Annotated in this window: 16 protein-coding genes; 7 read left to right on the forward strand and 9 right to left on the reverse strand. The window is 73.2% G+C overall.

Going from position 1 to position 12,893, the window contains the following annotated elements:
- Positions 1 to 82: 82 nt before the first annotated feature.
- Together ABIQ69_RS13040 and ABIQ69_RS13045 are read right to left on the reverse strand one after the other, a co-directional pair.
- Entirely contained in the window at positions 83 to 1,552 is a 1,470-nt protein-coding gene (locus ABIQ69_RS13040) for a lipase maturation factor family protein (protein ID WP_350347550.1), read from the reverse strand.
- Between the two features lie 49 nt (positions 1,553 to 1,601).
- Positions 1,602 to 2,315, reverse strand: coding sequence for an NUDIX domain-containing protein (locus ABIQ69_RS13045; protein WP_350347551.1), 714 nt, complete (start codon positions 2,313 to 2,315; stop codon positions 1,602 to 1,604).
- Between the two features lie 36 nt (positions 2,316 to 2,351).
- Between ABIQ69_RS13045 and ABIQ69_RS13050 the strand changes: the two genes are divergently transcribed.
- A complete protein-coding gene (locus ABIQ69_RS13050; protein WP_350347552.1) occupies positions 2,352 to 3,152 on the forward strand; it encodes an MBL fold metallo-hydrolase in 801 nt (266 codons plus the stop codon).
- Positions 3,153 to 3,161: 9 nt separating this feature from the next.
- Here the strand turns inward: ABIQ69_RS13050 and ABIQ69_RS13055 are convergent, their stop codons facing one another.
- Positions 3,162 to 3,734: an NADPH-dependent F420 reductase gene (locus ABIQ69_RS13055; protein ID WP_350347553.1), complete on the reverse strand. Its 573-nt coding sequence runs from the start codon at positions 3,732 to 3,734 to the stop codon at positions 3,162 to 3,164.
- Between the two features lie 104 nt (positions 3,735 to 3,838).
- Here ABIQ69_RS13055 and ABIQ69_RS13060 point away from each other — a divergent pair, with 104 nt between their 5' ends.
- Positions 3,839 to 4,357, forward strand: a complete 519-nt coding sequence (locus ABIQ69_RS13060; RefSeq protein ID WP_350347554.1) for a MarR family transcriptional regulator — start codon at positions 3,839 to 3,841, stop codon at positions 4,355 to 4,357.
- A gap of 56 nt (positions 4,358 to 4,413) precedes the next feature.
- On the opposite strand, the gene ABIQ69_RS13065 is transcribed toward ABIQ69_RS13060, so the two are convergent.
- A complete protein-coding gene (locus ABIQ69_RS13065) occupies positions 4,414 to 4,716 on the reverse strand; it encodes a DUF1540 domain-containing protein (protein ID WP_350347555.1) in 303 nt (100 codons plus the stop codon).
- A gap of 142 nt (positions 4,717 to 4,858) precedes the next feature.
- A complete protein-coding gene (locus ABIQ69_RS13070) occupies positions 4,859 to 5,953 on the reverse strand; it encodes a GNAT family N-acetyltransferase (RefSeq protein ID WP_350347556.1) in 1,095 nt (364 codons plus the stop codon).
- A gap of 57 nt (positions 5,954 to 6,010) precedes the next feature.
- Here ABIQ69_RS13070 and ABIQ69_RS13075 point away from each other — a divergent pair, with 57 nt between their 5' ends.
- Positions 6,011 to 7,024 (forward strand): PHP domain-containing protein, encoded by a 1,014-nt coding sequence (locus ABIQ69_RS13075; protein ID WP_350347557.1) that lies wholly within the window; start codon positions 6,011 to 6,013, stop codon positions 7,022 to 7,024.
- A gap of 9 nt (positions 7,025 to 7,033) precedes the next feature.
- Here the strand turns inward: ABIQ69_RS13075 and ABIQ69_RS13080 are convergent, their stop codons facing one another.
- Together ABIQ69_RS13080 and ABIQ69_RS13085 are read right to left on the reverse strand one after the other, a co-directional pair.
- On the reverse strand, positions 7,034 to 7,240 hold the full coding sequence (locus tag ABIQ69_RS13080; RefSeq protein WP_350347558.1) for a hypothetical protein: 207 nt from the start codon (positions 7,238 to 7,240) through the stop codon (positions 7,034 to 7,036).
- Between the two features lie 128 nt (positions 7,241 to 7,368).
- Entirely contained in the window at positions 7,369 to 8,007 is a 639-nt protein-coding gene (locus ABIQ69_RS13085; protein ID WP_350347559.1) for an SDR family oxidoreductase, read from the reverse strand.
- 185 nt (positions 8,008 to 8,192) lie between these two features.
- On the opposite strand from ABIQ69_RS13085, the gene ABIQ69_RS13090 reads away from it, so the two are divergent.
- Together ABIQ69_RS13090 and ABIQ69_RS13095 are read left to right on the forward strand one after the other, a co-directional pair.
- Complete coding sequence (locus ABIQ69_RS13090; RefSeq protein ID WP_350347560.1) at positions 8,193 to 8,675, forward strand: NUDIX domain-containing protein; 483 nt, start codon at positions 8,193 to 8,195, stop codon at positions 8,673 to 8,675.
- A gap of 2 nt (positions 8,676 to 8,677) precedes the next feature.
- Positions 8,678 to 9,634, forward strand: a complete 957-nt coding sequence (locus ABIQ69_RS13095; RefSeq protein ID WP_350347561.1) for a transposase — start codon at positions 8,678 to 8,680, stop codon at positions 9,632 to 9,634.
- Between the two features lie 20 nt (positions 9,635 to 9,654).
- Here the strand turns inward: ABIQ69_RS13095 and ABIQ69_RS13100 are convergent, their stop codons facing one another.
- Positions 9,655 to 9,849, reverse strand: coding sequence for a hypothetical protein (locus ABIQ69_RS13100; RefSeq protein ID WP_350347562.1), 195 nt, complete (start codon positions 9,847 to 9,849; stop codon positions 9,655 to 9,657).
- Between the two features lie 196 nt (positions 9,850 to 10,045).
- Between ABIQ69_RS13100 and ABIQ69_RS13105 the strand changes: the two genes are divergently transcribed.
- The gene (locus tag ABIQ69_RS13105) at positions 10,046 to 10,879 is read left to right on the forward strand and encodes an alpha/beta hydrolase (protein WP_350347563.1); all 834 of its coding nucleotides are present in this window, start codon (positions 10,046 to 10,048) and stop codon (positions 10,877 to 10,879) included.
- Between the two features lie 48 nt (positions 10,880 to 10,927).
- Here the strand turns inward: ABIQ69_RS13105 and ABIQ69_RS13110 are convergent, their stop codons facing one another.
- Entirely contained in the window at positions 10,928 to 11,635 is a 708-nt protein-coding gene (locus ABIQ69_RS13110) for an NAD-dependent deacylase (protein WP_350347564.1), read from the reverse strand.
- 95 nt (positions 11,636 to 11,730) lie between these two features.
- Here ABIQ69_RS13110 and ABIQ69_RS13115 point away from each other — a divergent pair, with 95 nt between their 5' ends.
- Positions 11,731 to 12,816 (forward strand): PLP-dependent aspartate aminotransferase family protein, encoded by a 1,086-nt coding sequence (locus ABIQ69_RS13115; protein ID WP_350347565.1) that lies wholly within the window; start codon positions 11,731 to 11,733, stop codon positions 12,814 to 12,816.
- Positions 12,817 to 12,893: the final 77 nt, after the last annotated feature.

Genomic DNA, 12,893 nt, shown 5'->3' on the forward strand with positions numbered 1-12,893 from the left:
ATGTCACCAGCGTACGGAGCGGAACCGCTTCAGGCAGGGGCCTTGCGTTCCGCGCCTCGACCTGCAAGGGCGGGCGAACGTCTCACTCGGGAAGGCCCGCCGGCGGCACCACGACGCCGTCCAGCTCGCGCACCCACCTGGCGCGTGTGGTCCGGAACTCGGCGCGCGTCGAGAAGCGGTACCGATAGGCGAGGGCGCGCACCCACACGGGACGCCGCCCACCGAACGGGTCGTGCGCGAGCAGCCGCAGCGTCGGCGCATCGGCCTCGAGGAGCCGGGCGAGGAACGCCTCGAACCACGGCTCCCACATCCGCCCGAGCGGGAGGAACCACATCAGCCAGTCGAGGCGGAGGTGGTACGGGGCGAACTGCCCGGGGATGCGCCGGACATCGCCCGGCTTGCCCTTGAAGCCGTACTCGCGCCAGACGGCGTCCGGGTCGTCGGGGTCCTCCGCCAGCGTGCCCTCGACGACGATCTCGATGCGCCGCTTCGTGACGGTGCCGAACGCGCCGTACGCGTTGCCCAGGAGGAACCGGTTGAAGCTCGCGTTCATCAGCTGCCGCTTCGAGAGGAGGTTGCGGACGGGCGCGACCGCGAGCCAGGCGAACAGCAGGGATGCCCCGAGCACGACGACCGCCCACCACACGGGCAGGCTCGCGGCCTCAGCGCCGAGGTCGAGCGGCACGGCGGGAAGCACGCCGTGCCAGGCGGTGTCGGTGATGGCGCCCGCCGCGAGCACCACGGTGATCCAGTTGAGCCACGCGAAGTTGCCGGTGACGATGAGCCACAGCTGGGTGAGGATGATCACCCCGGCGGCGATCGACCCGACCGGGACGCCGCCGATCGCGGGCACGAACAGCAGAAACGGCACGGCCAGTTGCGCGACGTGGTTGCCGACGACCTCGACCCGGTGGAACCAGGGTGGCAGCAGGTGCGCCTGGCGGCTGAGGGGGCCGGGCATCGGCTGGGTCTCGTGGTGGTACATCAGGGCGGTGAGGTCGCGCCACTCTCGCCCGCCGCGGATCTTGATCATGCCGGCTCCGAAGTCGAGCCGGAAGACGAGCCACCAGATCGCGATCAGGACCGTCAGCGGCGGCGGCTGATCGTGCGAGCCGAGGAAGGCGACCGTGAACAGCGCCTCGCAGAGCAGCATCTCCCAGCCGAAGCCGTAGAACGTCTGCCCGACGACCACGATCGAGAGGTACAGCAGCCACAGCACCAGGAAGACGGCGAGCGGCACGATGGGCGGCCCGAGCTGCGGCACGCCGGCGACCACCGCGAGCCCGAGCGCGATGCCCGCCCAGCACACGAGGGCGAGCCGGCGGTCGGTGTAGCGCCACCACCGGAACAGGCTCGGCCCGCGCAGTCGCCCGCCCGTCGCGCGGAGGAGCATCGGCACCGGCAGGAGGCCGTGTTCGCCGAGGAGCGGACGGAACTGGTTCAGCGTGGAGACGAACGCGACGACGGCGAGCGCCGCGACGCCACGCTGCAGGATCTCCCGCGCGACCTCGTAGTCGCGGGCGTCGAGCCACGCGAACCAGTCGAGCTCCACGGGCACACGCTACGCGCGGTCCCGGGTTCCCGTGAAGGCGGTTGCCGGTTCAGAGGTCGTTCAGGTAGACCCACGGCAGCCGCTCCATCACGAGCCGGTGCCGTCGGGCGCCGGATGCCTCGGCCGAGGCATCCTCGTCGTCGGTGGCATCCGCCGCGAAGCCGGCGTCCTCCTGCCAGATGACCGTCGTGCGCGTGTCGTCGAAGCGCGACACGTAGGGACGCACCTCCCGCGCGCGAAGTGCCGCGAGCGCCTCGTCGACGGATGCCGCGTCTTGGAGGCCGTGCAGCGTCACCCAGGTCGGCGGCCAGAGCGTCAGGATGCCGGCGGCGTGGCGGTCGAGCGCTTCAGCCGGTCGCAGCCACGCCACGGAGGCGACCTCGTCGGGCGCGGGGCGGACCTCGCCGTCGGGCACCCGGGCGGCGAAGAACGTGGTGATGAGGCGTTTGGGCGAACCCGCCGGCGGGGTCCAGCTGGAGAAGGGCACGAGCTCGGCTGGGTCGATCACGAGTCCGACCTCCTCCTCGGTCTCGCGGACGGCTGCGCGCCGTGCCGCGGCCTCGCTCTCGGGGTCGTCGCCGTCGCCGAGATCGGCGGCCTCGACGGCGCCGCCGGGGAAGACCCACGCGCCGGCGAAGGAGCCGCGGTCGCGGGGCCGCTCCGCGAGCAGCACCTCGACTCCGAGCTCGCCGTCGCGCAGCAGCACGACCGTCGCCGCGAATGCGGCGGATGCTTCGGGCTTCGTCTCTGAACGCTCCGTCATGCCGCCACCCTAAGCCCGCGAGGTAGGCTGCCCGGCATGGGCGGCTTCGGAGATCCGGCGGCGATCGGCGAGCAGGTGTCGGAGTTCGGGCGGCTGGTGCTCGCCCCGAATCCCGGGCCCATGACGCTCGACGGCACCAACTCGTACGTGCTGCGCGCCCCCGGCGCTGCGGGCTGCGTGATCGTCGATCCCGGGCCGGCGATCGAGGAGCACCTGCGCCTGCTGGCCGCGGCGGGCCCCGTCGAGCTGGTGCTGCTCACGCACCACCACTTCGACCACACCGCCGGCGCCGCCTGGTTCGCCGAGCTGACGGGCGCGCCCGTGCGGGCGATCGATCCCGAACTCTGCATCGGGGCCGACGCCGTCGTCGACGGGGAGCGGATCTCGGCGGCGGGCCTCGAGCTCGAGGTGTGGGCGACGCCGGGTCATACGGCCGACTCGTTGTCGATCGTGCTCGCCGACGACGGCGAGCACGGCGCGGCGCTGACCGGCGACACGGTGCTCGGGCGTGGCACGACGATCATCGTCGATCCCGACGGCGCGCTCGGCCCGTACCTCGGCTCGCTCGAGCGGCTTCGCGATTTCGGCGCCCGCGGGCCGGTTTCGGTGCTCACGGGGCACGGCCCGACCCTGCCCGACCTCCGCGAGATCTGCGAGGCGTACCTCGCCCACCGCGCGGAACGGCTCGACCAGGTGCGCGCGGCGCTCGCGATGATCGGGGCGGATGCCTCGGCCGGGGCCGTGACCGACATCGTCTACGCCGATGTCGACCCGGCGGTCCGGGGCGCGGCCGAGGCATCCGTTCGCGCGCAGCTCAGGTACCTGCGCGAGGGGTGACGGCGCGCGTCACTTGACGATCGCGAAGCCGCCGCTCCAGCCGATCTTCTCCTGCACGGCCAGCACCAGCTGAGCGAACCCGAGGGCCTCGAGCTCGCGGGCGCGGGCGAGCGGGCCCGCGTCGACGGCCTGTACGCCGCCGGTGGTCACGAGGTCGGCGAGCGCCTGCTTGGCGTCGGCGTCGTCGCCCGCGATGAGCACCGTCGTCGGCAGGCCCCCGACGGTCTTCTGGGCGAGCGTCGCCGCGAAATTCGTGTTGAAGGCCTTCACGATCTTCGAGTCGGGCAGCTGTGCGGCGAGCCCGGCGGCGAAGGAGGAGTCGGCGGGCACCACGAGCGAGTCGAACGTCGCGAAGTCGAGGGGGTTGGTGATGTCGACGACGATCTTGCCGGCGAGCTCGTCACGGCGTGCCTCGACGATCTCCGCGACGGCCGGGTGCGGGACGGCGAGCACCACGATGTCGCCCGTGAGGGGCTGGGCGTGGTCGCGCCCGATGAACTCGACGTCGTTGCCGCCGGCGGTGACGATGCCGCCGATCGCGGTGCCCATGTTGCCGGTGCCGATGATGCTGACCGTGGTCATGAGGTGAATCCCTTCGCGCGTCGCCGCGACGCATTGGTTGTTGGAACAACTATCACACTACGCCGATTCAGTTGTTGCGTCAACCAATGCACTAGGATGAGAACATGAGCGACCCGACCCGCTGGCTGAGCGACGAGGAGTCCGCCGCCTGGGTGCGGCTCGTCGCGGTCGCCGAGCTGCTGCCCACCGCGCTCGACGCCCAGCTCGGCGCCGATGCCGGACTCACCCACTTCGAGTACCTCGCACTCATGTCGCTCGCCGGCGCGCCCGAGCGCACCATGCGCATGACCGCGCTGGCCTCGCTCACCAACGCCACGCTCCCCCGGCTCTCGCACGTGATGCGCCGCCTCGAAGACCGGGGCCTCGTGCGGCGCTTCCCGTGCCCGGAGGATCGCCGCGCGACCAACGCGAGCATCACCGACGACGGGCTCGCGCTCATCGAGCGCGCCGCGCCGGGACATGTCGGCGTCGTCCGCGAGACGGTGCTCGACGCACTCACGCCTGAGCAGCAGCGTCAGCTCTACGACATCGCGGGCGCGATCCTTGCCCGCCTCGACCCCGACGAGCGATTGAACGCGACGAACTGCCAGTTCAGCCAGGCGCCGGAGCGGCGCGCGGTCTGACGCGCACCGATCGCACGATCGGCGGGGCGAGCACTCCCGCCGATCGGAGGATCAGCTCAGCGCACCTCGTACGTGAGGCAGTCGGCGTCCTCGGCCCCCGGGCCGACGCGCACCGCGGCCGCCGTGCACTCGAGCTGGGAGTTGTGGATGCACTCGGCCCGCTGGCAGGCGCCGACATGCGAGACGACCTTGTCGAGCCCGCCCTTCGCGCCGAGCGGGATGAACGTCGCGCATTCGGCGTCGCCGACCGAGCCGGCGATCGTCACGGCCGCGGCGTGACAGTGCGAGTGGTCGTTGTAGGAGCATCCGGTCACCGAGCATTCGGCGACGGCGGGCAGTTCGTCGAGCGTCAGGCTCATGGTGGCCTCCCGGTTGGCTGGCGTGCCGCGCCGGTGCGGCCCGCGTGCCGTCGATGCTACGCGCGAGGCGCCGCGGCCGGAAGAGCTGACGCGCCGGATTTCCGCAGATCAGGCGGGATTTTCTAGTAAGGCAAGCCTCACCTCAGAGCACCCGGACGTAGCTCTGGTGCGAGTTCGCGACCTCGAAGCCCATCCCCCGGTAGAGACCCAGGGCACCGGTCGGGTTCTCGGCGTCGACGTCGAGCGTCGCCCGCTCGAGCCCGGCCGCGGCGGCCGCCGCGAGGTGCTCGGCGAGCAGCGCCCGGGCGAGGCCGCTGCCGCGATGTTCACGGACCACGCCCACCAGCTGCACGTACGTCGAGGTGAACCCCTGACCGGCCCAGTCGCCCTCGTTCCGCAAGGCCAGCACGAACGCCACGACGCGCTCCCCTGCGGGCGCGCCGTCGGCGGGCGCGCCGTCGTCGGGCGCGCCGTCGTCGGGGACCGTCGCGAGGAAAGAGAGCCCCGGTGCGAACGTCTCCCCCGTCACGAGCCCCGCCCAGCTCTCCCGGCTCGTCGACTGGCTGCCCCAGTGGTCGGCGAAGGCGGCGTTGCGGGCGAGCCTCGCACTCTCGGCGAGCGAGTCCGCCCACGGCACGATCCGCACGCCCGCACGGCGGGCCGTGTCGCTCAGCGGCACCGGGTCGACCGGGCGGGCGAGGTCGCGCTGGAGCTCGAAGAAGTGCCGGGTGAGGGGCATCCCGTGCCGTTGCAGCAGACGTGCCGCGTCGGGCGCGCGCTCGTCGGCGTACCCCATGATCCAGCCGGGCAGGCGTGCCGGGCTGCCGGCGAACACCTGGAGTGCTCGCGCGAGCTGCCACTCGATCAGGGCGGTGCCGATGCCCCGGCGTCGGACGTCGGGTCGGACCGCGCCCAGCACGATCGCGCGCACGAGCGTCTCCTGCCCGGGCGGCACGACGACGGTGCCGTAGGCGAGCACGCTCCCGTCCGCCGCGAGCCCGACGAGGGTGTCGCGCGCCGGGTCGATGTGCGGCAGCTCGAAGGCCTCCAGCACCTCGTCGCGCGTCTCAGTCCAGTTCGGGTGGTCGGCGCGGGCCACGTCGGCGAAGAACGCGAGCAGGGCGTCGACATCGGCAGGCGCGGCCGCGCGCCAGATCGTCGCATCGGGATGCGTCGGCACGACGGGCGCGGCGACCGCGCCGACGCGCTCCGCGAGCGGTAGCAGAGCGTCGGACATGCGATTGATCCTGTCACGCCCCTCCCGCTGCGGCTGCGTGCGAGGCAGGATGGCTGGATGGACGCCCGCTCGGCCCTCGAGGAGATCGCGACGCTGCTCGAGCGCGAACTCGCCAATCCGTACAAGGCGCGTGCCTTCCGCAAGGCGGCGGCCGCGATCGAACCGCTCTCCGACGACGAGCTCGCCGCACGCATCGCCGACGGACGGCTGCGCAAGCTCGCGGGCGTCGGCGAGACGACCTACGAGGTCATCGTCGAGGCGGCCGCCGGGCGCGTGCCCCCGTACCTCGCCGACCTCCGCGAGAAGGTCGGCGGCGGCGCACGCTCGGGGCTCGCGGCCGAGCTGAAGGGCGACCTGCACAGCCACTCGGAGTGGTCCGACGGCACGACGAGCATCCAGGCCATGGCGGCAGGCGCGAAGGCCGTCGGACTCGAGTGGGTCGCGCTCACCGACCATTCGCCGAGCCTCAGGGTCGCGAACGGGCTCAGCGCCGAGCGGCTCGCCTCACAGCTCGACATCCTCGCCGCGCTCGACGCCGACGGCGACCTCGGCATCCGGCTGCTGCCCGGCATCGAGGTCGACATCCTCGAAGACGGCTCCCTCGACCAGACGCCGGACATGCTCGGCCGGCTCGACGTCGTCGTCGCGAGCGTCCATTCGAAGCTCCGCTCCGCCGCTCCCGCCATGACCGCGCGGATGCTCCGCGCCGTCGCCGATCCGCACACGAACGTGCTCGGCCACTGCACCGGCCGGCTCATCCGCGGCTCTCGCGGCACCCGGCCGCAGTCGGAGTTCGACGCCGAGCGCGTGTTCGCCGCGTGCGCCGAGCACGACGTCGCGGTCGAGATCAACTCGCGTCCCGAGCGCGAGGACCCGCCCGACGACCTGATCGCGATCGCGCTCGAGGCCGGATGCCTCTTCAGCATCGACTCCGACGCGCACGCGCCCGGGCATTACGGGTTCCTCGGGCTCGGCGCGGCCCGGGCGGAGCGCGCGGGCATCCCGCCCGAGCGGATCGTCACGACGTGGGACGTCGACCGCCTGCTCGAGTGGACGCACCGCAAGCGGTGACGGCCCGGCTCAGGCCGGCGGGTTCTCGGGATCGAGCGTCTCGAGGGTGTCCTCCTCGACGGGGTTGTCGGCCTCGAGGTCGTTCGGGTCGTCCTCGGGGTCGGTGTCGGGCTCCGGCGGACGCGGGGCCTCCATCTCCTGGGTCGCGACCTCCGAGAGGTCGCCGGTCGGGCGGAGGCGATCGTGTTCCTCCCACGGGTTGAGCGGGTCGCTCATGTGATCCTCCAGACTTCGGATGCCTCGAGCCTCACCTGCTCGGCAGCGCGCGGCAACGCCTTGACGTGACGGCGGGCGCGTGGCATCCGGCGTAGTGGGCTCGTCGAGGTCGAGGCGTGGGCCTCGGGTCAGGCGATGGCCTGCGCGATGGGCGTCTCACCGGTGTTGAACCGGATCGTCCGGCGGATCGTGCCCGGATCGGCGAGCACCGCCGCGGCGACCGCCGCGACGTCGTCGCGCGGCACGCGTCCGCTCGACTCCGCGTGGGTGTCGATGCGCCCAGTGCCCGGGTCGTCGGTGAGCGAGGAGGGACCGAGGATCGTCCAGTCCAGATTCGATGCGGCGAGGTGCTCGTCGGCGTCGGCCTTCGCCTCGGCGTAGGTGCGGAACGGGTTGGACTCGGGGACCGAGCGGTCGGGCGATCCGAAGTAGGACACCATGACGAAGCGGGCGACGCCCGCACGCTCGGCTGCGGCCATGGTGCGGATCGCGGCGTCGCGGTCGACGGCGATGGTGCGCGCCGGGTCGCCTCCGCCGGCCCCCGCCGACCACACGACCGCGTCGTGCCCGTCGAGCAGGGCCGCGAGCCCGTCGACCTCGAGCGTCTCGACATCGGCGACGACGGCCGAGGCGCCGGTCGCCTCGACATCGGCCGTGTGCGCGGGATTGCGGATGACCGCATCGACGCTGTCGCCACGCTCGGCGAGGAGGCGGGCGAGCCTGAGGGCGACCTTGCCATGGCCGCCGATGATCGCGAATCGTGCCATGTCTCCACGCTAGCCCCGGGCGCGGGCGGCGGGGCAGAATGGGCGGAGATCCGACGAAGGTGGGGGCATGGAGATCGAACAGGTCATCTGGGCGGTGCTGGGCGTGATCGGCGCGGTCGGCGGGGTGCTGCTGCTGGCAGCGGTGTGGTCGCTCGTCAAGGCGCCGAAGCAGTAGGACCCGGCGCGTGCCGGTGACGAGCGCCGGGCTCCTGCTCGTGCGACGCGGGCCCGGCGGGCCCGAGGTCTTCATCGCGCATATGGGCGGCCCGTTCTGGGCGCGCAAGCGCGAGGGCGCCTGGTCGATCCCCAAGGGCGAGTTCGACGTCGGCGGAGAGGATCCGCTCGCCGCGGCGCGGCGCGAGTTCGCCGAGGAGCTCGGCCGACCGGCGCCGGCCGGCACCGCCGTCGACCTCGGCGAGTTCCGTTACGCATCGGGCAAGCGCCTGCACGTCTTCGCGGTCGAGGTGCCCGACTTCGACGCCGAGCCGGTGACGAGCAACACGTTCGAGCTCGAGTGGCCGCCCCGCTCGGGCCGCCGGCAGGCGTTCCCCGAGATCGACGAGGCGCGCTGGTGCGCCCTCGACGAGGCGCGGCCGCTGCTCGTGGCCGGCCAGCGCCCCGTGCTCGACGCCGTCGCCGCGCACTTCGGCGAGCAGTCGGGCGGGTGAGCATGGCCGACGCCGACGCGCTCGCCGACATCGCGGACGAGCTGTACGGGCTCGACGCCGACGAGTTCACCGCGGCGCGCAACGCGCGCGTGAAGGCCCTGCGGATCCAGGATCGCGCGCTCGCCTCGCGGGTCGCCGAGTTCCGGAAGCCCTCGACGGCCGCGTGGGTCGTGAACCAGCTCGCCCGCCACCGGCCCGACGAGCTCGACGAGCTGCTCGCCCTCGGCAACGAGCTGCGCGCCGCCCAGGCCGACCTCGACGCGAAGGCGCTCACCGCCCTGGCGCGCGAGCGGCGGAAGCTGGTCGCCGCGATGGCACGCACGGCCGCCGCCGTCGCCGAGGAGCTCGGCAGCCCGGTGCGCCCGGCGACGGTGGAGGAGGTCGCCGAGACGCTGCAGGCGGCACTGACGGATGCTTCCGCCGCCGACGCCGTCCGGAGCGGCCGGCTCGTCCGCGCGCTCGAGGCGATCGGCACCGAGGTCGACCTCGGCGGCGCCGTCGCGGGCGGCGTCCCGCGCCGGGGCGGGTCCGGCGCCGCGCGCGTCCGGGCGGGCGGCTCGCGGTCGAAGGGCGATGACCGCCCGGCCGGGCCGGTGGCCGTGCCGCCTCCGTCGGTGGAGGAGGACGCCCGCTTCGCGGCGCGGAGGAAGGCCGAGCGCGAGCGCGCCGAGCGGGCCGCCGCCGACGCCGAGGGCCGCGCGGAGGACGCCGAAGCCGCCGAGGCCGCGGTGCGGGAACGGCTGACCGCGGCCCAGGAGGCGCTGGAGGCGGCGGAGCGGGAGCGTGACGAGCTCGAGCACCGCCTGCGCGAGATCGAGTCGCAGCTCGCCGACGCCGAGCGCACGGTCGCGGAGGCGCAGCGCGCCCTTCGCCCGCTCGAGCGCGAGCACGACCGCGCCGCCCGGTCGGCCGACGAAGCCCGGGCCGCGGCCGACGAGCTTCGCGCCGAGCTCGACTGAACCCGCGTGGACCCGGCGGGCTAGCGCCCGCTCGCGCCGTCGTCGCGACCGCCGCCGACCGCGATCCGCAGCACGAAGAACACCACGACGGCGACGCCGGCGACGATCGCGAGCTTCGCGATGAACCACAGCACGCTGAACACCACGTCGACGAGCACCCAGGCGATGATGACGGCGACGATCACGCCGATGACGGTCCAGACGGTGCGGCTCATCCTCCGAGCCTACGCGGCGCGCCGGGCCGGGGCCCGCCGCCGGAATCGGAGATCTTCGTCCGTCCTCTGGCGCGTGCCGGGAAAAGCCAAGAGAATTCGGACATCTTCTGAGAAGACGGGACGGAACGACCGTCCTCCCACAGCACCGCAGGAGCCGCACGAGAACCACGAACCACCGACCGCGAGGAGCAGGAACATGACCACCACCGAACCGACGCCCATCGTCCTGGTCCACGGACTCTGGATGACCCCGAAGAGCTGGGACACCTGGGCGGAGCGCTTCCGCGCCCGCGGCCACGAGGTGATCGCTCCAGGCTGGCCGGGGATCGACGACCGAGCGGTCGCGGACATCCGGTCGAACCCCGAGGCCCTGAAGGGCGTCGGGCTGAAGCAGATCGCCGACCACTACGAGCAGATCATCCGCGCGCTTCCTCGCAAGCCGATCATCATGGGCCACTCCTTCGGCGGAGTGCTGATGCAGATGCTCGCCGACCGCGGGCTCGGCGTCGCGTACGTCGGCGTCGCCCCCGGCCAGACCGCCGGCATCGCGACCCTGCCGTTCTCCACGCTCTGGAGCGGAACCCCCATCCTGTCCAACCCGTTCGGGCGCAACGGCGCGAAGCCGCTCTCGAAGCGGCACTTCCACTACACCTTCGGCAACGACCTCAGCCGCGCCGAGTCCGATCGCATCTGGGAGGAGCAGGCGGTGAACTCGGTCAACCGGGTCTTCTTCGAGGGCGTCGCCTCGACGCTCAACGAGCGCGGCGGGGTCACCCACGTCGACTACGCCCGGCCCGACCGCGCGCCGCTGCTCGTCATCACCGGTGAGCGCGACCACGTGGTGCCTCCCGCCATCGGCAAGGCGATCGTGAAGAAGTACACGTCGACCGGCAGCCCGTCGGTCGTCGAGTACCGCCAGTTCCCGGGCCGCACCCATCGGCTGGTCAGCCAGGACGGCTGGGAGGAGATCGCCGATGCGGCGCTCGACTGGGCGCTCGCCCACCAGCAGGCGCCCCGCGTCGACGCCTGAGCACCGGTGAAGACGGATGCCCGGCCCGGGGCATCCGTCTTCATCGGGTCACGGCGTGCCAGGACCGATGGCCTGCAGCACCTCGTCGACCCACGCCGGCACGAGCATGCCCGCGAGGCCGTGCCTGACCTCGTCGAACAGCAGCGACACCTCGCTCTCGACGAGGTTCAGCTCGAGCGTGGCGGCCCCGAACCCGGCGGCCGTGAGCACGAACCCCGCCGCCGGGTAGACCGCGCCCGAGGTGCCGATCGCGACGAAGCGGTCGCACGCGGCGAGCGCGAGGTCGATGCGGTCGAGCTCGTACGGGCGCTCGCCGAACCAGACCACGTCGGGGCGGAGCGCTCGCGCACCGCACACCGGGCAGGTCGCATCGTCGGCGAGGTCGCCCGGCACCGGCATCCTGGCGCCGCACGCCTCGCAGAGCGCCGTGTCGAGCCGGCCGTGCATGTGCACGACCCGGGTCGACCCCGCCTGCTCGTGCAGATCGTCGATGTTCTGCGTCACCACGAGCAGGTCGTCGCCGAGACGCCGCTCGAGGCGGGCAAGCGCCAGGTGCGCCGGGTTCGGGCGGGCGGATGCCGCGGCCCGGCGCCTGGCGTCGTAGAAGCGCTGCACGGTGAGGGGGTCCCTGGCGAACGCCTCCGGCGTCGCGACGTCCTCGACCCGGTGCCCCTCCCAGAGCCCGCCGTCGTCGCGGAACGTGGGCACGCCGCTCTCGGCGGAGATCCCCGCCCCGGTCAGCACCACGATCCGCACTCCCCCATTGTGACGCCGGCGCCGCGGGCCCAAACCTGAGACCCTGCGTGACGGGCGGTCGGATCGGCCGCCGACGACCGGGTTACGCTCGTCGCATGCCCGCCCACGAGTCCGGTCGCCCTGCCGCCCTCCACCCCGAGACCGTCGTCGTCACCGCCGGCCGCCCGCCGCACGACCCCGACCAGCCGCTCAATCTGCCGGTCCACCTCACCTCGACCTACGTCGCGGGCGGCGAGCTCGAGTACGGCCGATACGGGAACCGGTCGTGGACCGCCTTCGAAGAAACCCTCGGTGCGCTCGAGGGAAGCCGGTGCGTCTCGTTCGCCTCCGGCATCGCCGCGATCGCCGCGGTGCTCGACCTCGTCGAACCCGGCGGCGTGGTGGTCGCGCCGCGCCACTCGTACACCGGCACGGTGGGCCAGCTCGCCGACCGCGAGGCATCCGGCCGGCTCCGCGTGCGCTGGGTCGATGTCACCGACACGGACGCGGTGATCGCCGCGACCGACGGCGCCGCGCTGCTCTGGTTCGAGACGCCGACGAACCCGGCGCTCGAGGTCGCCGACATCGGCGCGCTCGCGGCGGGCGCGCACGCCAACGGTGCGCTCGTCGCGGTCGACAACACGTTCGCGACGCCGCTGCGCCAGCGCCCGCTCGCCGACGGCGCCGACCTCGTCGTGCACTCGGCCACGAAGTCGATCTCGGGCCACAGCGACGTGCTCATGGGCGCCGTGGTCGCGGCATCCGAGGCGCACGCCGACGCGCTCGTCGCTCGACGGTCGCTCGGCGGAGCCATCCCGTCGGCCTTCGAGGCGTTCCTCGCGCTGCGGGGTCTGCGCACGCTCCCCGTACGGCTCGACCGCGCCGAGGCGACCGCTCGCACGCTCGTCGAACGGCTCTCCGGTCACCCCGGTCTCGACGAGGTCCGCTACCCGGGCTTCGGGTCGATCGTCTCCATCGTGCTCCGCGGCGGCGCCGCCCCGGCCGACGCGCTCGTCGGCCGCACCGCCCTCTGGATCCACGCGACCAGCCTCGGCGGGGTCGAGTCGACGTTCGAACGCCGCCGGCGCTGGCCCGCTGAGGCCGAGACCATCCCCGACGGGCTCGTCCGACTCTCCGTCGGCCTCGAGCACCCCGACGACCTCGCCGCCGACCTGATCCAGGCACTCGACGCCGTCGGCTGAGGCCGGCCCGCCCGCACTCGGCCATGTCGGGCGATGCCCGGACTACGCTCGAACCGGGCGGTCCGCATCGACGGCCG

The organism is Agromyces sp. G08B096 (assembly GCF_040267705.1).
Taxonomy (GTDB): domain Bacteria; phylum Actinomycetota; class Actinomycetes; order Actinomycetales; family Microbacteriaceae; genus Agromyces.